This is a genomic window from Bacillus sp. T17B1, from assembly GCF_026796395.1.
In the GTDB taxonomy this organism is placed as follows: domain Bacteria; phylum Bacillota; class Bacilli; order Bacillales; family Bacillaceae; genus Bacillus; species Bacillus spizizenii_A.
Map to the genome: position 1 here is coordinate 208,697 of NZ_JALAYA010000008.1, position 21,526 is coordinate 230,222.

Consider the following 21,526-nt stretch of genomic DNA (forward strand, 5'->3'; position numbering starts at 1 on the left):
ACAAAATAGTTTCTTCCTGTTTCCTAAGGACAAGATCATCTTGTCGACCTTTTTACATAGGAAAGGCAAATCAAGGCCCATACCAAAATGACTATATAGACCTTCTTTAAAAATTCTGAAAATAAGAGTCCGTATCCTTTAACATAATTAAACATTTTTTAGGTATATAGTCTTTTCTGTTTCTTCTCAATTACAGGTCTAAACACTTAACTTTGAAATAATCTTAATAAATCTTAATATTTGTTCATGAAATCTTCATCCATATTTGTGAATACATTGTTAAAAAAAGAACAAAAACCTCAAATTTCTAAATTATATATACATTTTATAATTACTTTTCTTTTATATTTTTGTTGCAATTTATGATTTGTGCATGATAATCTATCTATGTAAACGGTTACATTAACAAGGAGGAGCTGTTGTGGCTACAATTAAAGATGTCGCCGGAGCGGCTGGCGTTTCAGTTGCAACGGTTTCCCGCGTCCTGAATGACAACGGCTATGTACACGAAGAAACACGAACACGTGTCATAGCGGCGATGGAAGAACTGAACTATTACCCGAATGAAGTCGCCAGATCTCTTTATAAGAGAGAATCCCGGCTGATCGGGCTTTTGCTCCCGGATATCACAAACCCTTTCTTCCCCCAGCTTGCCCGCGGTGCGGAGGATGAATTGAACCGGGAAGGCTATCGCCTTATTTTTGGAAACAGTGACGAGGAATTAAAAAAAGAACTTGAGTACCTTCAAACCTTTAAGCAAAATCATGTTGCAGGCATTATTGCTGCAACGAATTACCCGGATCTTGAGGAATACAGCGGCATGAATCACCCAGTCGTTTTTCTGGACAGAACACCTGAAGGCGCCCCTTCTGTGTCCAGTGACGGCTATATAGGAGGAAAATTAGCCGCCGAAGTCATCATTTACGGTAAAAGCAAGCGCATCACGCTCTTGAGAGGACCCGCTCACCTGCCGACCGTTCAAGACCGCTTTAACGGCGCTTTGGAAATCTTGCAGCAGGCTGATGCTGATTTTCAGGTCATCGAGACGGCTTCATTTTCTTTTAAGGATGCACAATCGATGGCGAAGGAGCTGTTTGCGGCTTATCCTGAGACAGACGGTGTGATTGCGAGTAATGATATTCAAGCCGCTGCAGTTTTACATGAAGCTTTGCGGCTCGGAAGAAATGTTCCCGAAGACATTCAAATTATCGGCTATGATGATATACCGCAAAGCAAGCTGCTGTTCCCGCCACTGTCTACAATTAAACAGCCCGCATATGATATGGGAAAAGAAGCGGCCAAACTGCTTTTGCGTATCATCAAAAAACAGCCGCTGACAGAAACGGCGATTCAAATGCCTGTCACCTATATAAGAAGACAGACGACAAGAAAGGAAGATCATGATGCGTAATATTTGTGTGATTGGAAGCTGTTCTATGGATTTAGTGGTCACCTCGGACAAACGCCCAAAGGCCGGAGAAACGGTACTTGGCACGTCCTTTCAGACAGTGCCGGGCGGTAAAGGAGCAAATCAGGCCGTTGCTGCTGCCAGACTTGGCGCCCACGTGTTTATGGTCGGCAAGGTCGGGGATGATCATTATGGAACAGCCATTTTGGAAAATCTAAAAGCAAACGGCGTTTGTACCGACTATATGGAACCGGTTACACACCAGGAAAGCGGAACCGCCCACATTGTGCTTGCTGAAGGTGATAACAGCATTGTCGTTGTCAAAGGTGCGAACGATGATATCACTCCATCATTCGCGATAGACGCGCTTGATCAGATTGAAAAGGTTGATATGGTCCTGATTCAGCAGGAAATTCCGGAAGAAACGGTTGATGAGGTGTGCAGATACTGCCATTCTCACGATATCCCGATCATGCTCAACCCGGCACCGGCCCGCCCGCTGTTACAAGAAACAATTGATCACGCCACCTATCTCACGCCGAATGAACACGAGGCGTCGATCTTATTCCCTGGTCTTACCGTTTCTGAAGCCTTGGCGCTTTATCCAGCGAAGCTCTTTATTACGGAAGGAAAACAAGGCGTCCGCTATTCAACCGGCAGCAAAGAGCGCCTCATCCCGTCCTTCCCCGTAGAGCCCGTTGATACAACCGGAGCCGGAGATACGTTTAACGCAGCTTTTGCCGTGGCTCTGGCTGAGGGAAAAGACATTGAAGCCGCATTGCGGTTTGCCAATCGTGCTGCTTCCCTTTCTGTCTGTTCCTTCGGCGCTCAAGGCGGAATGCCGACTAGAAAAGAAGTAGAGGAGCTGCTGTCATGAAAAAACACGGTATACTGAACAGCCATCTTGCCAAGCTTTTAGCCGACCTTGGCCACACTGATAAAATTGTCATCGCGGATGCAGGGCTGCCCGTACCTGACGGCGTTTTGAAAATTGATCTTTCACTGAAGCCGGGTTTTCCGGCTTTTCAAGATACAGCGGCAGTTCTCGCGGACGAGATGGTCGTCGAAAAAGTTATTGCTGCAAGTGAAATAAAAGTCTCTAATCAGGAGAATGCGAGATGTCTAGAGAACCTTTTTTCTGAACAGGAGATTGAATACCTTTCTCACGAGGAGTTTAAGCTGCTGACAAAAGAAGCAAAAGCCATTATAAGAACAGGTGAATTCACACCGTATGCCAACTGCATCCTGCAGGCGGGTGTGCTTTTCTAGAAAGGAGGATGGAACATGCAGATTGAAATGAAAGACATTCATAAAGCATTCGGAAAAAACCAAGTGCTGTCAGGCGTTTCTTTTCAGCTCGTGCCTGGCGAGGTTCACGCATTAATGGGAGAAAACGGCGCCGGCAAGTCCACGCTTATGAACATACTGACAGGCCTGCATAAATCCGATAAAGGGCAAATCCGCATAAACGGACACGAAACGTACTTTTCCAATCCGAAAGAAGCGGAGCAACATGGAATAGCCTTTATTCATCAGGAATTGAATATCTGGCCGGAAATGACCGTTCTTGAGAATCTATTTATCGGAAAAGAGATATCCTCTAAGCTAGGCGTTTTACAAACAAGAAAAATGAAAGCGTTAGCAAAAGAGCAATTTGACAAACTGTCTGTCTCCCTTTCTCTTGATCAAGAAGCCGGGGAGTGTTCCGTCGGGCAGCAGCAGATGATTGAAATTGCAAAAGTGCTCATGACAAATGCCGAGGTGATTATTATGGATGAGCCTACCGCTGCTTTGACGGAACGGGAAATCAGCAAGCTCTTTGAGGTGATGACAGCGTTAAAAAAGAATGGCGTATCCATTGTATACATTTCTCATCGGATGGAAGAAATTTTTGCGATTTGCGACAGAATCACCATCATGCGTGACGGAAAAACGGTAGATACAACCAACATCTCAGAAACCAATTTTGATGAAGTCGTCAAAAAAATGGTCGGACGCGAGCTGACTGAACGATATCCGAAGCGCATTCCTTCTCTCGGCGACAAAATATTCGAGGTGAAAAAAGCCTCCGTCAAAGGACGTTTTGAAGATGTTAGCTTTTACATTCGTTCCGGTGAAATCGTCGGTGTCTCCGGATTGATGGGAGCCGGCCGGACAGAAATCATGAGAGCGCTGTTTGGCGTTGACAGGCTGGACTCGGGTGAGATATGGATCGCCGGAAAAAAGACAGCGATTAAGAACCCGCAGGATGCGGTAAAAAAAGGGCTCGGCTTTATCACAGAGAACCGCAAAGATGAAGGGTTGCTGCTCGACACCTCAATTCGCGAGAATATTGCGTTGCCTAATCTGTCCAGCTTTTCTCCAAAAGGTCTCATTGATTACAAGCGGGAAGCTGAGTTTGTCGATCTTTTAATCAAACGCCTCACTATCAAAACGGTATCATCAGAAACGCACGCACGCCATTTATCAGGAGGCAACCAGCAAAAAGTAGTGATTGCCAAGTGGATCGGGATTGGACCGAAAGTGCTTATTTTGGATGAGCCAACCAGAGGTGTTGATGTTGGCGCGAAACGGGAAATTTATTCACTGATGAATGAGCTGACTGAGCGTGGCGTCGCCATCATTATGGTGTCATCAGAGCTGCCGGAAATTCTCGGGATGAGCGATCGCATTATCGTTGTCCATGAAGGCAGAATCAGCGGGGAAATCGATGCGCAGGAAGCAACACAAGAACGAATTATGACACTTGCCACGGGAGGGCGGTAATATGAAAACGGAACAACTGCAAACAGAACAAAAACGGATTCACTTCGACGGAGTGATGCAAAAACTCGGCCCGTTTCTCGGTTTATTTATTCTCGTTATCATTGTATCTATTTTAAATCCCAGCTTTCTTGAACCGCTGAATATTCTAAACCTGCTTCGCCAGGTCGCCATTAACGGACTAATCGCGTTCGGCATGACCTTTGTAATTTTAACAGGCGGCATTGATCTTTCTGTCGGCGCTATTCTTGCCCTATCCAGCGCTTTAGTTGCGGGGATGATTGTATCCGGTGTCGATCCAGTTCTCGCGATCATCCTCGGCTGTATCATTGGTGCCGTACTCGGAATGATCAACGGACTATTGATCACAAAAGGAAAAATGGCGCCCTTTATCGCAACGCTTGCGACCATGACTGTATTTCGCGGGCTGACGCTTGTGTATACAGACGGAAATCCAATTACCGGACTTGGCACAAACTACGCTTTTCAGCTGTTCGGACGCGGCTACTTTTTAGGTATTCCTGTACCGGCGATTACGATGGTTCTTGCCTTTGTCATCCTTTGGGTGCTTCTTCATAAAACACCGTTCGGGCGCAGAACGTACGCAATCGGAGGCAATGAAAAAGCCGCGCTCATTTCTGGCATTAAAGTGACGCGCGTGAAAGTGATGATCTATTCTTTAGCCGGGCTTTTATCCGCCCTTGCCGGTGCGATATTGACTTCTCGTCTGCATTCAGCACAGCCGACTGCCGGAGAATCGTACGAACTGGATGCTATCGCAGCGGTCGTCTTAGGCGGAACAAGTCTTTCTGGCGGCCGCGGTCGCATTATCGGTACGTTAATCGGGGTGCTGATCATCGGCACATTGAATAACGGGCTCAACCTGCTTGGCGTCTCATCGTTTTATCAGCTGGTTGTCAAAGGGATTGTCATCTTAATTGCGGTATTATTAGACCGCAAAAAGTCAGCATAGGAGGGTTTTTCACATGAAAAAGGCTGTATCTGTCATTTTAACGTTATCATTGTTTTTATTAACTGCCTGTTCGCTTGAGCCCCCCCAATGGGCAAAGCCGACAAATTCGGGTAACAAAAAGGAATTCACCATCGGCTTGTCCGTCTCAACGCTTAATAATCCCTTTTTTGTCTCATTAAAAAAGGGCATCGAAAAAGAAGCTGAAAAACGGGGATTGAAAATCATCATTGTCGATGCACAAAATGATTCATCGAAACAGACGAGTGATGTGGAAGACTTAATCCAGCAAGGTGTCGATGCATTGTTAATCAACCCGACTGATTCTTCAGCGATCTCAACGGCAGTACAATCTGCAAACGCAATCGGTGTGCCCGTTGTAACAATCGATCGTTCCGCTGAACAAGGAAAAGTTGAAACCCTCGTTGCTTCCGATAATGTAAAAGGCGGTGAAATGGCTGCTGGATTCATTGCTGACAAACTTGGAAAAGGTGCAAAGGTGGCAGAGCTTGAAGGCGTGCCCGGCGCATCTGCCACAAGGGAAAGGGGCTCAGGATTTCATAACATCTCAGATCAAGAGCTCGACGTTGTCACTAAGCAATCAGCCGACTTTGACCGTACCAAAGGCCTGACTGTCATGGAAAACCTGTTGCAGGGACACCCGGATATCCAAGCTGTTTTTGCTCACAATGATGAAATGGCGCTCGGTGCTCTTGAGGCAATTAACAGCTCGGGAAAAGATATTTTAGTGATTGGATTTGACGGCAATAAAGATGCGCTCGCTTCCATTAAAGATGGAAAGCTCTCAGCCACCGTGGCTCAGCAGCCTGAATTAATCGGTAAACTGGCTACAGAAGCAGCAGATGATATTTTGCACGGAAAAAAAGTGAAAAAAACAATATCCGCACCTCTCAAACTAGAAACACAAAAATAATTGCCCTGGATCAGATTTTTATCTGATCCTTTTTGATGTTTAGGAATCTGTGAAAACGTGAATAGGGATATAGAGTGAGTTATTTCTCTTACGTGAGGAGAGGAACGAAATGAACAAAACAACAAAAATACTATCCACTTTCGCACTTGCAGCTGGGATGACTGCTGCTTCTGCAGGAGTAGCAAGCACGATCCATGCTCAACAGCCAGAAACAACGGTAAGCATTGATGATTTATACAGTTATCCGATTGATTCTTATTTGGTGTCAGCAGAGGCGTTACATGTCCGAACGAAAGCTTCCGCATTAAGCCAGAAAGCCGATACGCTGCACTTGGGCGACAGCTTAAAACTGATTTCCTTCGCAAACGCTGACTGGGCAAAGGTTCATTATAAAAACGGAAAAACCGGCTTTGTCTCCACTCATTACATTGTAAAAGCAGCTACAACAGTAAAAACCAAAACAAAGACGAAAGTATATACATTCGCTGAAGGAAAAAGCATCAAGACTCTTCCAGCAGACACAAGCGTTTCTTTTTTAGGCTGGAGTAAAACAAAAAAAGACGGTTTTGATTTTGATTGGGTATTCGTTGATTACGGCGGTGCGACAGGTTATATGAAAACAAAGGACTTACACATGACAAAATAACTGAAAGGGATTCCGTGTTTATGCGGAATCCCTTTTATGGTGGGTTGATTTGTCACATCCCCACGATATTTCTCAGGAAATATTGTCGTATGCCGTGTCGAAACCATACATGATCCTCGACATTTTTGTTCACGTTAAAAAATGGAGGTGTAAATATGGATCAATTCGAAGCAGCATATGAATCGTATAAAGCCCGGCAAACAACTGCCGGTCAGGAAAATGTTCCATCTGGAAAAGAAGAAATTATTGCGGTCAGAAGAAATGAGGAAGACAATATTATCGCAGTAAAAACAAACATAGGAAGAGAGCTCGACTATCCCACTGCGCTGTCTGAAGCAAAAGCGGGAAAGCTTGCTCATGTTGATGTCTTCCATAAATATGGGCGTGACATTTTGCGAAGTGAACCGGACGGCTTAAAGGAAAATAACCTGTCCGAGTTGCCGGACTTTTAATCAGAAAGAAGCCCTGCCGCATGTCGGACAGGGCTTTCTTTTAAGCGAAAGGCTTCTGGATGTATTCGGCTAACCGTTTTGCACTGAGGGAAATATCCTCTGCAGTTGCAGCATTTACGCCATAGAATACATATGGTGGCAGGTATTTCATGCCGATCAGATTACTCGTGGCCTGAAATGGTTTCAAAAGCTCACTGATCGAGTAATGATTTGCTCCGCCCGCTTGATATTTCTCCGCTTCGCTTCCTGTTGATACAGCCAGCATCAGCTCCTTGCCATGCAAGGCGTTCCCTTCTGAACCAAAGGCCCAGCCGTAAGTCAGCACAAGATCCTGCCATTTTTTTAAGAGCGGCGGAGAGCTGTACCAATAAAACGGAAATTGGAAAACAATCCTGTCGTATTGCTCGCACAGCTCCTGCTCCTTTGCAACATCTATCGCTTCATCCGGGTATTCTTTATAAAGCTCCCGTACTGTAATATTGTCATGTTGATTCAATTCCTCTGTCCATGCCTTATTCACAACTGAGGTCTCCATATGAGGATGAACTGCCAAAACCAATATTTTCATCAGACCACACCTTTACCCTTTTGACGTTATTTTATCTAAAATCAGGAAAAGAGCCAAATAAAAAGAAAGCCCCTGCATAGAGCTTTCTTTTGTTTTTATTCAGGGCTTCCTTCAGTTGTTTCAATATCTTTAGCAAAATCAGGGTTATCCAGGTTCGCATTAAAGAAATCCGCTGTATTCGGAAGTCTGAGATTCATGTTCATTTTTTGAGAAATCGTAACCGTGCAATCCTCAAGCACATAGTCAAAAACGTGTCCGCCTGAATTGCGTCCTTCGTCAATGAAGTGCAGGTGGTAGCCAGAAACGGCGATTCCGTTTGCATAAGCGGGTGTTAAGAAACCTACGATCGTTCCTCTCACACTGTCGAAGTTGAAGATCGGCTGCGTTTTAACCGCTTCAACCATTGGCACGTAAGGTTTTTCTTGCAGTTCTACCGTTCTTGTCTGCACTTTTTTAAACAATCCGTCAATGCGGATAGCGTAAAATAAGTTTTTGCTTGGCAGAATGCTGTTGATCTCTTCTTCAAACTCTTCACGTGTCATTTTCGCATCAATTTTGTGCGTCATGTCCGGTGTAAAGAATGTAAATGAACAGAACGGAGAAAGGTCCCCGTTTTGGACCGGTGTCGCAGTTCCATCTGAACGAAGACGGTAAAATTCGCCGTCAAAACCAATCAGCTCTCCGTCAAGCTTGTTAAAGGTTCCGATACCGAAGTCTCCGTATTTTGGGATCTCTGACAGTTCAAAATCCCCGTCGTACACCCCGTCTAATAGAGAAGTCATTGTTGATACTTGATAAATCTGGCTCACAGGCTGGTCTTTTTGCCCGCGGCTGAGCACTTGAATGTTGCTTTCGCGTTTCATAATTCCCTTCACTCCTTTTGTTTAGTGCTGTTCATCAAACAGAGTCGTGATGCGCAGAGTGCTAGAGAGCTTTCGTTTTCATAAGTTCCCCGAATTCTTTCGGAAGCTTGTCACTTGCTAAATTTATGTTATCACTGTAGTCAACCGGGACATCAATGATGACAGGACCCTCAGCGTTCATACCTTGACGCAGAACATCTGCCAGCTGGTCTGGTGATTCTACGCGCAAGCCGGTTGCTCCGAAGCTTTCCGCATATTTCACGATATCGATATTTCCGAAATCGACCGCAGATGTACGGTTATACTTTTTCAATTGCTGGAATGCAACCATGTCATATGTGCTGTCGTTCCATACAATGTGTACAATTGGTGCTTTTAAGCGGACCGCTGTCTCTAATTCCATAGCTGAGAATAAGAAACCGCCATCACCGGAGACTGATACTACTTTTTCTCCCGGTTTCACCAATGAAGCGCCGATTGCCCAAGGTAGCGCAACGCCGAGTGTTTGCATACCGTTACTGATCATTAATGTTAACGGCTCGTAGCTGCGGAAATAACGTGACATCCAAATTGCGTGTGAACCGATATCACAAGTCACTGTAACATGATCATCGACTGCGTTCCGCAATTCTTTTACGATTTCAAGAGGATGAACTCTATCTGATTTCCAATCTGCAGGCACCTGCTCACCCTCGTGCATATATTGTTTTAAATCAGAAAGGATCTTCTGCTCACGTTCAGCAAAGTCTACTTTCACAGCATCGTGTTCGATATGATTGATCGTAGATGGAATATCACCGATCAGTTCAAGATCCGGCTGGTAAGCATGATCAATGTCAGCCAGAATCTCGTCTAAATGGATAATCGTCCGGTCTCCATTGACATTCCAGAATTTCGGATCATATTCAATTGGGTCATAGCCGACTGTCAGAACAACATCAGCCTGCTCAAGCAGCAGATCGCCAGGCTGGTTGCGAAATAAACCGATCCGGCCAAAATACTGATCCTCTAAATCTCTCGTAAGAGTACCGGCAGCTTGATAGGTTTCAACGAATGGAAGCTGCACTTTTTTCAAAAGCTTGCGAACCGCTTTAATCGCTTCCGGTCTTCCGCCCTTCATGCCGACTAAAACGACAGGAAGTTTTGCTGTTTGGATTTTCGCAATGGCCGCACTGATTGCATCGTCTGGTGCAGGACCAAGTTTAGGAGCCGCGACAGCTCGCACGCTTTTTGTATTTGTGACTTCATTCACAACATCTTGCGGAAAACTCACAAAAGCGGCACCAGCTTGCCCTGCTGACGCTATCCTAAATGCATTTGTAACAGCTTCCGGTATATTTTTTACATCTTGAACTTCTACACTGTATTTTGTAATCGGCTGGAATAGCGCCGCATTATCCAAAGATTGATGTGTCCGTTTTAAACGGTCTGCACGGATCACGTTCCCAGCAAGCGCAACGACAGGGTCACCTTCAGTGTTTGCCGTCAGCAATCCTGTTGCCAAGTTCGAAGCACCTGGTCCTGATGTGACTAACACAACTCCCGGTTTTCCAGTTAAACGGCCAACTGCTTGCGCCATAAATGCTGCATTTTGTTCATGCCGAGCAACGATAATTTCAGGCCCTTTATCTTGTAAAGCGTCAAATACCGCATCAATTTTTGCACCTGGAATGGCAAATACATGTGTGACACCTTGCTCCGCTAAGCAATCAACAACAAGCTCCGCCCCTCTGTTTTTTACAAGGGATTTTTGTTCTTTTGTTGCTTTTGTCAACACCCTCACTCCTTATTATGCATTTTAAACATAAAATTTTAAATATTTCTTGTGATATGTTTCACTATACACTCTTTGGAAATTGACCTCCAATATCGATTCGCCTTATGATTAATATGTATTACGAATTATTAACCTACGGAAAGGAATGCATATTGAATGGAGCTTCGCCATCTTCAATACTTTATCGCAGTAGCCGAAGAGCTTCATTTCGGAAAAGCTGCACGGCGGCTGAACATGACACAGCCTCCTCTCAGCCAGCAGATCAAACAGCTTGAAGAAGAAGTCGGGGTGACGCTTCTGAAGAGGACAAAACGATTTGTCGAGCTAACGGCGGCCGGCGAAATCTTTTTAAATCACTGCCGATCAGCTTTGATGCAAATTGGTCAAGGAATTGAACTCGCCCAGCGGACGGCTCGCGGCGAACATGGCCATCTCGTTATAGGTTTTGTCGGGTCAGCTACATATGAATTTTTGCCGCCGATTATCCGGGAATACCGTAAAAAATTCCCCTCTGTGAAAATTGAACTGAAAGAAATTGCTTCTTACCGGCAGCAGGAGGAATTGCTCAAGGGAAACATCGATATCGGCATTCTCCATCCGCCGTTAGAGCATCCAGAGCTGCAAATAGAGACAACCCAGAGTAGTCCATGCATCCTCGCATTGCCGAAACAGCATCCGCTTGCCTTAAAAGAATCAATTGACATTAAAGATTTGGAAAAGGAACCGATCATCACCCTTTCCAAAGAAGCGTGGCCTACGCTATATACCGACTTTATTCAGCTTTGTGAAGACGCGGGTTTTGCCCCGAATATCGTTCAAGAAGCGACAGAATATCAAATGGTGATTGGACTGGTGACAGCGGGCATCGGCATTACCATAGTCCCTTCCTCTGCCAGACGGCTGTTTAACCTTGATGTCACATATCGCAGCGTTGATCATTTTCAGCTTAAAGCAGAATGGATCATCGCATATCGAAAAGACAGCCAAAACCCTGTACTGAGGCAATTTGTGGATATATCTAAATCGTTAAATGAACGGAAATAAAAAAGGCGCTCCGTTCTCCGGAATCCGCCCATTTATCGTCAGGATAAAAGATCAAGCTCACTTTTGAGGTAATCAGCTCTCTTTATTATATACTCGCAAATCACATCCGGCTCACGGTCAAAACGCTCAATATCGTTCTTTTTATATGGGTCCATCAGGACAAACGGCCTAATCTGCTCATATATCGCCATTATTTTCGGTTTCATATATTCTATTGTAAAAAGAGATTGGAGCGTTTTTTCTAACAGTTGCTTGTAAGACTTGCGAAAATCGGGTTCATCCAAAATCCGGGCGGTTAGTGTATTAAATCCTTGAATTCTTACATAATCGGCAGCCATCCGCTCTCCATGGATATCCCTGCCCCAAGTCGCATCATAATCCCAAGGAATCACCTCAAATAATCCGGTTTCACTGCTTCTGTACAACGAGTAGTTGTGGACAAATCCGTCATAGTTTGAGGTGAATACAATGCCGGCGAGCCAGCGCAAATACTTATCGACATCCACATGCTTTGTCACTTCTGATTTAAACTGGGCTTTAGGGACAGTATTAATTTTAAAAATCATATCCTGTAAATAAAAATCGTCTTCCTCAGTCCCTGTCTTCTTTTCATATCCAAGCTCAAGCGACGTCTTCGTTTCCCTTTCCAAATCGCTCATCAGAGAGAAATTAGCATCATCATCAACCGCGTAAAAAACTGCCCCGTCCGCCAATTTCCTTTTCGCTAAATAAAATTCATCGACGGATTCAAGTTCAAGATAAACCCCTTCATTCTTCCCATTCACCTTTAAAAACACAAAGTCTGCCTTTGGAGACAGCGTCCCAAGCTCTGAGAAAAAATCCAACGACAATTTGTTTCTCATCATAGAAGGATCTTTATATTCTGCATTCAGGTGAACCTCGCGGGCGCCGCGGAATGTTTTCGGCTGATAATAGGAAATATGGTATGACTTCTTTTTGAAGTCTCTGATATGTGATCCCCGGTAAGCAATATCAATATCCAGCCTTTTTTGATTTATCTTCATGACAGCCGGCACCGGATCATCGTCCCATATATCTTTTTTTAATTCACGCAAATCTTTTGGATGAACAAACAGCTGATAAAGCGGCAAATTGGATTTATTCTTCATCCATATTCCCCCTCACAAATTTTAGGCTTTTATTTTTATGTGATCTCAGCGGAACACTTATACACTTTTTAAAACCGCGCGTACTATGAGGGTAATAAGGATCTTCGTCCTTAAAATCATTTCTAAAAGGAGGATTTCAAATTGGGCCACTATTCCCATTCTGACATCAAAGAAGCGGTGAAATCCGCAAAAAACGAAGGTTTAAAAGATTATTTATACCAAGAGCCTCATGGAAAAAAACGCAGCCATAAAAAGTCACACCGCTCTCACAAAAAATCTCGCAGCCACAAAAAATCATACTGCTCTCACAAGAGATCACGTAGCTTCAAAAAGTCATTCTGCTCTCACAAGAGAAGATCGCGTAGCTTTAAAAAGTCATTCTGTTCTCACAAGAGAAAACATCGCAGCCACAAGAAGTCATTCTGTTCTCACAAGAAAAGATCACGCAGCCACAGAAAATCATTCTGTTCTCACAAGAAAAGATCACGCAGCCACAAAAAGTCATTCTGTTCTGACAAGAAAAGATCACGCAGCCATAAAAAGTCATTCTGTTCTCGCAAGAAAAGATCACGCAGCCACAAAAAGTCATTCTGTTCTCACAAGAGAAGATCACACAGCTGCTCATACCGGACACGCAAAAAAACATATTGTTCCCATAATAGAAAATCTGACAAAAAGCACTATAAAAAACCACATCATAACCATCGCAACAAAAAAGATGATGATTATTACAGCAAAAAAGAATTCTGGAAAGACGGAAATTGCTGGGTAGTCAAAAAGAAATACAAATAATCTTAGATTTCATATTCAATAGGCTGCCGGCGGACGTACGGAAGCCTATTTTTAATCCCCTGTATTAGATATATGTCATGACATAACATATGCAACCCATATCATTTGGTTTCCTTGAAACCAGTTCGTTATAATCAAGATATCCTACGCTAAAGGCGGTTGTTGCTATGTACATATTTCAAGCTGATCAGCTTAGCGCTAAAGACACATACAAGCTATTGTCGGGTGCTGTCATCCCCCGTCCCATTGCATTTGTAACCACCCTTTCTTCAAGCGGAGCGGTAAATGCAGCGCCTTTCAGTTTTTATAACGTTGTCAGCTCAGACCCTCCGCTTCTCAGTGTTTCTGTTAACAGGGCTGGCGGATGCCAAAAAGATACAGCCCGAAACGCAGTGGAGAACGGGGAATTTGTCGTTCATGTCAGTGATGAAGCCATCATTGAAGACATCAATGAAACAGCAGCAAGCTTAGATCCGGACGAAAGCGAACTCACACGCACCTCGCTTCATCCCGTCGAAAGCAAAACTGTTTCAGTTCCTGGGATTAAAGAAGCACGTATCCGCTTTGAATGCACATTAGAGCGGCATATAACGTTCGACAATGATCAAGGCGTTACTACAGCAGATCTGCTTATCGGGAGAGTCGTCTGCTTCCACCTCGATGAAAAGGTGTATGATGCAGAAAAAGGCTATGTTTTGACAGATGAATTAAAGCCTGTCTCAAGATTGGCGGGTAACCACTATACGAAGCTCGGCGAAGAATTTACGCTGATTCGTCCCAGCTGAACAGAAGGACTATTTAAATAGTAGGAACTAGTCAAAAAGGCCTTATGATTACAAAATGTTGTCTCAGGAAAATACGTAAAAAGAACACCCGGAGAAAGCTCCAGGTGTTCTTTATGAAACATATTTCCTTTTTACGCCGTATATACAGGTAGATTAGGAGGGATTATATGACAGGCACTCATTTTTTGATTGTGATACTTATCGTAGCTTTTATCAATACTATTTTATATATATATGCTCGAAAAAAACTAGGCATCCCTAAACCGCCTTGGTGGTATAAACCTGTTAATAGCACACAAGGGCTGCTGGAAATCATCATGCTCATTTTATTAGGTTTTTCTGTTTTACGCTTTCCTCCAGAGATTATGCTTATTTTCTTTCTATTCCTAATGAATTGCTTTCGTACATTTATGGAATGGAAATATAAGCGTGAAGAAAAACAATATGCACACTATTTATTTGGCGCAGTCCTCTTTCTAGTCGTTTTTATTTATATGTGTATTTTCTTTTGATACCTCAAACCCCCACCGCCGCTCCGTCTCCCCGCGGGTCGGTTCCACCTTGGAGAAATCCTTCCTCATCAACTTTGATTGCTGCTGCGTGTCCCATCAGCGGATCATAGTCACCGACAACCTCTACGAGATGGCCGCTGTCTTTGAGCTTTTCAATTGTCTCCTCTGAGAATCTGCTCTCGACTCTGAGACCTTCATACTCCTCTCCCCACGTTCTGCCCCACACCCAACGCGGTTCGCTGATTGCCTGCTGTGGATTCATTCCGTAGTCCAGCATTCTGGTAATGATGGCCGTCTGGGTCTGCGGCTGGCCTTCGCCGCCTTGTGTGCCGTACAGGACTTTCGGTTTTCCGTCTTTGCAGGCCATAGCCGGCATCAGCGTATGGAAGCTGCGCTTTCTCGGTTCAAGTGTATTGACATGATTTTTATCCAATGAGAAAAATGACCCGCGGTTTTGCAGTAATATGCCTGTATCACCAGCAGTGACTGCCGAGCCAAATTCAAAGTACAGGCTTTGAATGAAAGATACTGCGTTGCCATCCGCATCGATGACGGCCGCATATGCAGTATCACTTCCTAATGGCCTGCTTTCCGCCGGTTCTGCCAAATAGCCGATTTCTTCCGCCAATTGTTTCGCGTAACTTTTGTCCAGAAGCCTTTCAAGCGGGATGTCCGCAAATGCCGGATCAGTCAGGACGGCATTCCGATCTAGGAAACTCTTTTTCAATGCCTCCACAAGCACATGATAATACTCAAATGAACCGTGTTCGATTTGGGTGAAATCATAGTTTTCCAGAATGTTCAGTGTTAATAAACCGGTAAATCCCTGTGAATTCGGAGGCGCCTGATATACACTGTACCCTCGGTAATCACTTGATACTGGCTCCGCCCACTCGCCCCGGTGCGCTTTAAAATCATCGAGTGTCATGTAGCTGCCGTTATGCTGTAAATAGGAGACGATCCGCTGAGCGATATCTCCTTCATAGAATGCGTTTCTTCCTTTTTTGGCGATCATGTTCAGACTTTCTGCAAGCTCTTTTTGCACAAACCGCTCTCCCGGGACAGGCGCTTTTCCGCATCTTGTGAAGATATCGGCCGTGTAAGGCGTGGAGGCAAGCAGTTCAAGATTCGTTTCTGTGTGACGGCACTGATCAGCTGATACTGGAAACCCATTTTGGGCATAGTCGCGAGCGGATTCCAACACGTCCGCAAGGGACATACGTCCGTACTCCTTCAGTACCGCATGCCAGCTATCAACCATCCCCGGAACGGTAATGGCACTGTCGATTCCCCTTAGCGGAATCATGCTTTTTCCCTTATATACATCTCTCGTTACATTTTCTCCTGAACGGCCGCTGCCATTGTAGACTCTTACCGACTTTGTTTCTTGATGAAACGTCAGCCAAAAGGAATCCCCGCCAAGCCCCGTCATATGCGGATACACAACTGCCAGACAAGCACTCACAGCAACGGCGGCGTCAAACGCGTTTCCACCCTTGTCCAGTATTCGGTTTCCGGCTTGAGAAGCGAGATAATGCGGACTGACGACCATTTGTTTTGTACCGATGATAGATTTATTCATCACAAGTCCCCTTTATCAAGAGATTTTCTTCAGTATAGAGAGCTTAATTTTTCACATCTACTTACTCGGTAGAAAAACTGACGAACTTTCTCCATTTCGCAAATAACAAAATATTTTTCCATTCATTTTGAAAGCAAAAGAAAAAATTATCATTCGAAACGTAACTTTTATGATAAAATGAAATCTAAAAGGCTTACGGAAGCAGGTGGAGTAAATGAGCAACGAATACCAAATCCCCAACCTTGTACTTGATGAGATTGACAAACAAATCCTCACCATTTTGCATGAAGAAGGAAGAATTTCTTATACGGATCTTGGCAAGAGAGTCGATTTATCACGGGTTGCCGTCCAAGCTCGGATCAATCAACTCATTGAAGCAGGCGTCATTGAAAAATTCACTGCGGTCATCAATCCCGCTAAAATCGGCAACCATGTATCCGTGTTTTTCAATGTCGAGGTAGAGCCGCAATTTTTAGAAGAGGTCGCTCTCAAGCTTGAGGAAGAGCCTGCGGTCACCAGCCTTTATCACATGACAGGCCCAAGCAAGCTGCATATGCATGGGATCTTTGCCAACGATCAAGAAATGGAAGAGTTTTTAACAAAACGGCTGTATCCGCTGCAAGGCGTCGTCAGTGTTGATTGCCAGATGCTGATCAAACGATACAAAAGCCGTATGGGAATGAAGCTGTAAAGGAGAGAAACGAATGAAAAACCATCCTTATCGGGATTTGACGGCCGCAATGGTGCGCACCGGCATACTAGGGTTCGGCGGCGGACCTTCCGTGATTCCGCTGATCCGCCATGAAGCGGTCAATAAATATAAATGGATTGATGATGATGAATTCGGAGAAATATTAGCGATCGCTAATGCGCTTCCCGGACCGATTGCGACAAAAATGGCTGCTTATCTAGGCTTCAAGCTAAAAGGCACATTAGGTGCAGTCGTGGCGACAATCGCCCACATTCTGCCTACTTGCCTTGCGATGGTGGGCCTGTTTGCGGCTGTAAATGTCTTAAGCCATTCAGCAGTTGTTGCGGGCATGATTGGTGCCGTAACGCCAGTGATTGCGGTAATGCTCGGTATCATGGCGTACGAGTTTGGCCAAAAAGCGCTTAAAGGTTTCGGCTGGGTCACCGGTATCCTATTTTTTATTATCGCTTTTATCGGCCTGCAAACCTTACAGATTAATCCCGGCCTTGTCATTATCATTTTCTTAGCGTACGGCGCGTTTCATTTTAAACTGAAAGACAAAATCACAAATAAACATTCTAAAGATAAAGGAATGTCTGCCTCATGATATCGATCTATTTATTTATGGCGTTTTTAATCGCAAACCTACTCGGATATGGCGGTGGGCCTGCGTCTATTCCGCTGATGTTTGAAGAAGTCGTAAACAGATACAGCTGGCTTTCAAACGACCAATTCTCGAATATGCTCGCGCTTGCGAACGCATTGCCGGGACCGATCGCAACCAAAATCGCCGCCTATGTCGGATACAGCGCCGGCGGATGGCCCGGCTTTCTGGTTGCGCTGATCGCAACTGTCGTACCGTCGGCGCTCGCATTGATCGTCCTGCTGCGCATCATTCAGCGCTTCCGCCAATCACCCGTCATCAAGGGCATGACGCTATCCGTCCAGCCTGTCATCGCGGTCATGATGCTCATTCTTACTTGGCAACTCGGCGCTGATGGGATTCAAGCTATCGGCTGGATCCAATCTGGAGTGATTGCAGGGATTTCCCTTCTTGCCATGACAAAATTCAAAATGCATCCGGCATTTTTGATTATCGCGGCATTTTTGTATGGCGGCCTTGTGATTCCTTATTTGTAGAAAAAAGCACCCGGACAGGTGCTTTTTTATTTTGGTCCCGAAATGCCGTTCGATATGACAATTGTTTCTTTGCCTACATCATCCTTGATGATGTGCTTGATTTGCAGCGTGAGATTGATGCAAACAATTCATATCGCTAGGCATTCAATGTAAAACCATTTTTTCATTAATGATCCTTACCCCAAACACTCCCCCAGCTGCTGTTCCCTCTCTGGATTTGAACGTGACGGTTACTCTTTCTTTTCCTTTGGTATAGGCAACTGGAATGTCATAACATACATCAAAAAGCTTTCCCGGGTGATTTGCCCTCAGCTGCTGCCTGGCCAGTAATTGATCACCAATCATGATTTCAAAATGTCTTTCGTAAGTTTGTTCTTCCGCTTGAAAGGTATCATCACTTCCAAAATAAGTGACCAGCAAATACATGGGTTGACTCGGCTCTGTTTTCATCTCGTAACTGAAAAAACCATCTCCTCTGCTGTCTCGCCAGCCTCTGTGGACGATACTTGCGTAACCGGAATAAGAGTTTTCTTTTTTCAGGTGATGTTCTATCTCCTGCTGCTGTTCATTCGGCTGAACAGCATCAACGGTTATGCGTCTGATGATTTCCTGCCTTTCTTTTTCTTCATCTGTAAAATCACGATATTCCTTTTCGGTCATCACATACCAGTAAATAGAATACCGCTGATGATGCACATTGTAGAACGGTATGAATGTGATTTCTTGATTCCCGGGCTGCCCAATCGGTGTCGTTTGAAATACGAGTGATGTTTTATCTATACACTTCACCCAATGACCCAACTCTCCCTGATCTGCAACCAACACCGGGACATCAATTAACGGATGGTTATTAAGGGCGAGATGATCAGCAAGTATATCTGTCTCAGGGAAGCCCTCTCTTCCTAGTGCTCCTGCCAATACAACTGGCCCATACATCAGAACACTTTTTTTAGGATCATCCTTCGCTTGATAAATGTGGAGTTTCATCAGCAGATCAATCTCAATACAATCTCCTGTGTTCCAATGTTTGTGAATAACAAGGTACCCATTTTTCTCAACCGATTGAACTCGTTTTCCATTAACCACAGCTTTAAGGCCGCCATTCGTCCAATAAGGAATACGAATATGGAGTGTTATAGGCACACCGACAGCTTTTTTGATAACTAACCTGGTTTTTTCGGCTGCTGGAAATGAGGTTTCCTGTGTGATGATCAGTTGTTTTTCTTGCATGTTCATTTGTGAAGGAATAAATAAATTCACATACAGATCGTCTTGGTCTAAATGGTAAATATGCCGCGTATAGCGCGCGGGGTTTTCCATCCCGGTGCCTGTACAGCACCAAAAAGAGTCTTCCGGTGAACAATACACCTTGAAATGCCCCGGCTGTGTGGAAACAAAATAGGTTTTCATGCCCGAATCAGGATCTTGGGAAGCAAGAATGTGATTATAAAGTGCATTCTCATAGTAATCCATAAATCTCGATTCTTGAAACCACCGGAATAAATGCACAGTCAATTTCAGCATGTTATACGTATTGCACGTTTCTGCGGTCGTCACCCCTAACTCCTCGCTGCCTTCCGCTCCGAAATGCTCGCCGATACTGTTGCCGCCAATTGCGTAGGAACGCTGATAGACAACCTGTTCCCAAAAGAAGAGCGCGGCATTTCTATATGCTTCATTACCAGTAATATCGTACAGCTTGGCTGCTCCGATCACCTTTGGTATTTGGGTATTGGCATGCTTTCCTTCAAGCTCATCCTTCCCCTCTGCAAGAGGCTGAAGAATGGCACGATGACAGAAACGTTCTGCAAGTTCAAGGTATGCTTTGTTTTTCGTCAGCATGTAAAGATCAGCCATCGCCTCATTCATACCGCCATGCTCACATATCAGCATACGCTGAAATTGCTCATCGTTCAGGCGATCCAGTCCCTTTTTTGCCCAATCAGCCAGCTTGACGACGACTCGTAGAGCCGACTGATTGCCGGTTAGCCGATACGTATCTATTAATCCCGCAAACAGTTTATGGAGGCTGTACCACGGCACCCAAGAACCACCCAGACTAAAGTGGTCCACCCGAAAATCACCGCTGAACACCTCATCAAAACACGCCCTTGAGAAACCGCTTACATATCCCTCTTCATCAAATTGTTGGATATGACTCAGCTCATTCACTGCGTACTCTGTTTTCCTTTTCAGCTTTTCATCTCCGGAAGCCTGGTACATGGCTGATGCGGCGGACAGCCAATGACCGATCGAATGCCCGGCAATTTCCTTTGCCTCCCACCCGCCGTAGCGTGTTTTTTTAGGCGTCTGTGACACAGCCTCATAACAAGGGGCCAAAAGACGGTCTACATCCAAAAAAAGCAAATATTCCTTCCCTTTCATCTGAGAATCATAAAACATGCCTTTTAATAATGTTACATCTTTCATTTTTTGATCTCCCCCTATCACGTTTCATCATTCGTGTTGATGCTTTCATTATCCAAATGATGATATGGGATGTGAATTCAATATTTATCAAAAACATATCCTTTTTTTAGATTGAACCGTTACACTGGAGATAAGAATAGCGAAAGATGGTGAAGCCATGTATGAAGTAAAACTCCAAGCCAATCATCTCCCTAAGATCCGTGAGGCCGGACATATGAAGGATACAAAAGGGGCTTTACGTCACCCTGACAGGACGATGGATAGAATCAGCGTATTTTTTTACGTAAAACAAGGTGCAATCCATGTATTTGAGAACGAAAACGAGTACCGCATTCAGGCGGGGGGATATCTTTTTCTTAAGAACAATGCACCGCATTGGGGAGGCGATTTTTATACACCCGGCACCGAATGGTACTACATTCATTTTTATGCCGAACCTTCCTTGAATGCGGAGGAGGAGTTCTCTCCATTTCACAATTCACCAATCCTTCTCGACAGCATCTATTCATCGCAATTAACCTTCCCGAAAAGCGGTTCTGTCTCTCATCGTGAGTACACAGAGAAACAGCTGAGCAGCATTATTCATGCCTTTGAATCACCAAATGCTTTCAGGGCGCTCCAAGCGTGTTCTCTCGCCTATCAATTCTTCATTGATCTGTATAGCAATGCGATAAACAGTCAGGCCGGCACAAGCTCTTCAAGGGTCATCAGCCGAATCATTGAATTTCTGCACCGTAACAAGCATGCAAAGCTGGTCAGCAGAGATTTTGAGGATGCTCTAGAAATGAATTATGCCTACCTTTCCTCCCTCTTCAAAAAGCAAACCGGGAAAAGCATAACGGCTTATAAAAATGAATTGCTGATTGCACAGGCAATTGATCTATTCAAAACTAGCAACTTAAACGTAACCGAAGTCAGCAGCGCATTAGGCTTTTCTAATCCTTTTTATTTCAGCAGAGTGTTCAAACGGGTCACCGGCGTATCCCCGTCTGTATATATAAGCGAAGTATACAGGAATCAATAAAAAACACTTGCAGAT

22 protein-coding genes are annotated in these 21,526 nt (G+C 44.5%); 16 read left to right on the top strand and 6 right to left on the bottom strand.

Features of this window, described 5'->3' with window-relative positions:
- Positions 1-421: 421 nt before the first annotated feature.
- The 8 genes from MOF34_RS05975 (at position 422) to MOF34_RS06010 (ending at position 7,173) form a co-directional block, all read left to right on the top strand.
- Positions 422-1,411 carry a LacI family DNA-binding transcriptional regulator gene (locus tag MOF34_RS05975; RefSeq protein ID WP_268399128.1) on the top strand — a complete coding sequence of 330 codons (990 nt, stop codon included), beginning with the start codon at positions 422-424 and terminating at the stop codon, positions 1,409-1,411.
- Positions 1,404-2,285, top strand: coding sequence for a ribokinase (gene rbsK, locus MOF34_RS05980; protein WP_019715927.1), 882 nt, complete (start codon positions 1,404-1,406; stop codon positions 2,283-2,285). Before MOF34_RS05975 ends, rbsK begins: the two co-directional genes overlap by 8 nt.
- Complete coding sequence (gene rbsD, locus MOF34_RS05985; RefSeq protein WP_019715928.1) at positions 2,282-2,677, top strand: D-ribose pyranase; 396 nt, start codon at positions 2,282-2,284, stop codon at positions 2,675-2,677. Before rbsK ends, rbsD begins: the two co-directional genes overlap by 4 nt.
- A 15-nt stretch (positions 2,678-2,692) precedes the next feature.
- The gene (rbsA, locus tag MOF34_RS05990) at positions 2,693-4,174 is read left to right on the top strand and encodes a ribose ABC transporter ATP-binding protein RbsA (RefSeq protein ID WP_268399130.1); all 1,482 of its coding nucleotides are present in this window, start codon (positions 2,693-2,695) and stop codon (positions 4,172-4,174) included.
- A 1-nt stretch (position 4,175) separates the two neighbouring features.
- Entirely contained in the window at positions 4,176-5,144 is a 969-nt protein-coding gene (gene rbsC, locus MOF34_RS05995) for a ribose ABC transporter permease RbsC (protein WP_014115411.1), read from the top strand.
- A 13-nt stretch (positions 5,145-5,157) separates the two neighbouring features.
- Positions 5,158-6,075, top strand: coding sequence for a ribose ABC transporter substrate-binding protein RbsB (gene rbsB, locus MOF34_RS06000; protein ID WP_019715930.1), 918 nt, complete (start codon positions 5,158-5,160; stop codon positions 6,073-6,075).
- A 109-nt stretch (positions 6,076-6,184) separates the two neighbouring features.
- Positions 6,185-6,721 carry an SH3 domain-containing protein gene (locus tag MOF34_RS06005; RefSeq protein ID WP_268399134.1) on the top strand — a complete coding sequence of 179 codons (537 nt, stop codon included), beginning with the start codon at positions 6,185-6,187 and terminating at the stop codon, positions 6,719-6,721.
- Positions 6,722-6,876: 155 nt separating this feature from the next.
- Positions 6,877-7,173, top strand: a complete 297-nt coding sequence (locus MOF34_RS06010; protein ID WP_268399137.1) for a DUF3892 domain-containing protein — start codon at positions 6,877-6,879, stop codon at positions 7,171-7,173.
- Positions 7,174-7,213: 40 nt separating this feature from the next.
- Here MOF34_RS06010 and MOF34_RS06015 read toward each other — a convergent pair whose 3' ends face one another.
- The 3 genes from MOF34_RS06015 to alsS all read right to left on the bottom strand — a co-directional run bounded on the left by MOF34_RS06015 (position 7,214) and on the right by alsS (position 10,378).
- Positions 7,214-7,741, bottom strand: coding sequence for an NAD(P)H-dependent oxidoreductase (locus tag MOF34_RS06015; protein WP_268399140.1), 528 nt, complete (start codon positions 7,739-7,741; stop codon positions 7,214-7,216).
- A gap of 95 nt (positions 7,742-7,836) precedes the next feature.
- Positions 7,837-8,604 carry an acetolactate decarboxylase gene (budA, locus tag MOF34_RS06020; RefSeq protein ID WP_019715934.1) on the bottom strand — a complete coding sequence of 256 codons (768 nt, stop codon included), beginning with the start codon at positions 8,602-8,604 and terminating at the stop codon, positions 7,837-7,839.
- Between the two features lie 61 nt (positions 8,605-8,665).
- Positions 8,666-10,378 carry an acetolactate synthase AlsS gene (gene alsS, locus MOF34_RS06025; RefSeq protein WP_268399143.1) on the bottom strand — a complete coding sequence of 571 codons (1,713 nt, stop codon included), beginning with the start codon at positions 10,376-10,378 and terminating at the stop codon, positions 8,666-8,668.
- 159 nt (positions 10,379-10,537) lie between these two features.
- Here alsS and alsR point away from each other — a divergent pair, with 159 nt between their 5' ends.
- Positions 10,538-11,425 carry an acetoin biosynthesis transcriptional regulator AlsR gene (alsR, locus tag MOF34_RS06030; protein ID WP_019715936.1) on the top strand — a complete coding sequence of 296 codons (888 nt, stop codon included), beginning with the start codon at positions 10,538-10,540 and terminating at the stop codon, positions 11,423-11,425.
- Between the two features lie 38 nt (positions 11,426-11,463).
- Here alsR and cotH read toward each other — a convergent pair whose 3' ends face one another.
- Complete coding sequence (gene cotH, locus MOF34_RS06035; RefSeq protein WP_019715937.1) at positions 11,464-12,555, bottom strand: spore coat protein CotH; 1,092 nt, start codon at positions 12,553-12,555, stop codon at positions 11,464-11,466.
- A gap of 141 nt (positions 12,556-12,696) precedes the next feature.
- Between cotH and cotG the strand changes: the two genes are divergently transcribed.
- The 3 genes from cotG to MOF34_RS06050 all read left to right on the top strand — a co-directional run bounded on the left by cotG (position 12,697) and on the right by MOF34_RS06050 (position 14,644).
- Positions 12,697-13,347, top strand: a complete 651-nt coding sequence (gene cotG, locus MOF34_RS06040; protein WP_268399146.1) for a spore coat protein CotG — start codon at positions 12,697-12,699, stop codon at positions 13,345-13,347.
- A 167-nt stretch (positions 13,348-13,514) separates the two neighbouring features.
- The gene (locus MOF34_RS06045) at positions 13,515-14,132 is read left to right on the top strand and encodes a flavin reductase family protein (protein WP_268399148.1); all 618 of its coding nucleotides are present in this window, start codon (positions 13,515-13,517) and stop codon (positions 14,130-14,132) included.
- A 167-nt stretch (positions 14,133-14,299) separates the two neighbouring features.
- Positions 14,300-14,644, top strand: coding sequence for a DUF4181 domain-containing protein (locus tag MOF34_RS06050; RefSeq protein WP_268399150.1), 345 nt, complete (start codon positions 14,300-14,302; stop codon positions 14,642-14,644).
- Positions 14,645-14,648: 4 nt separating this feature from the next.
- Here the strand turns inward: MOF34_RS06050 and ggt are convergent, their stop codons facing one another.
- On the bottom strand, positions 14,649-16,226 hold the full coding sequence (gene ggt / locus MOF34_RS06055) for a gamma-glutamyltransferase (RefSeq protein WP_268399151.1): 1,578 nt from the start codon (positions 16,224-16,226) through the stop codon (positions 14,649-14,651).
- A 214-nt stretch (positions 16,227-16,440) separates the two neighbouring features.
- On the opposite strand from ggt, the gene chrS reads away from it, so the two are divergent.
- Genes chrS through chrA form a run of 3 tightly spaced genes read left to right on the top strand, consistent with a single transcriptional unit; the run spans position 16,441 to position 18,057 of the window.
- Positions 16,441-16,917 (top strand): chromate efflux transcriptional regulator ChrS, encoded by a 477-nt coding sequence (chrS, locus tag MOF34_RS06060; RefSeq protein ID WP_019715942.1) that lies wholly within the window; start codon positions 16,441-16,443, stop codon positions 16,915-16,917.
- Positions 16,918-16,930: 13 nt separating this feature from the next.
- The gene (chrB, locus tag MOF34_RS06065) at positions 16,931-17,524 is read left to right on the top strand and encodes a chromate efflux transporter subunit ChrB (RefSeq protein WP_268399153.1); all 594 of its coding nucleotides are present in this window, start codon (positions 16,931-16,933) and stop codon (positions 17,522-17,524) included.
- Positions 17,521-18,057, top strand: coding sequence for a chromate resistance efflux protein ChrA (chrA, locus tag MOF34_RS06070; protein ID WP_268399155.1), 537 nt, complete (start codon positions 17,521-17,523; stop codon positions 18,055-18,057). The genes chrB and chrA overlap by 4 nt, the downstream gene beginning before the upstream one ends.
- Positions 18,058-18,201: 144 nt before the next feature.
- On the opposite strand, the gene MOF34_RS06080 is transcribed toward chrA, so the two are convergent.
- Positions 18,202-20,487: a beta-L-arabinofuranosidase domain-containing protein gene (locus tag MOF34_RS06080; RefSeq protein WP_268399156.1), complete on the bottom strand. Its 2,286-nt coding sequence runs from the start codon at positions 20,485-20,487 to the stop codon at positions 18,202-18,204.
- Positions 20,488-20,644: 157 nt separating this feature from the next.
- Here MOF34_RS06080 and MOF34_RS06085 point away from each other — a divergent pair, with 157 nt between their 5' ends.
- The gene (locus MOF34_RS06085; RefSeq protein ID WP_268399158.1) at positions 20,645-21,511 is read left to right on the top strand and encodes an AraC family transcriptional regulator; all 867 of its coding nucleotides are present in this window, start codon (positions 20,645-20,647) and stop codon (positions 21,509-21,511) included.
- Positions 21,512-21,526: the final 15 nt, after the last annotated feature.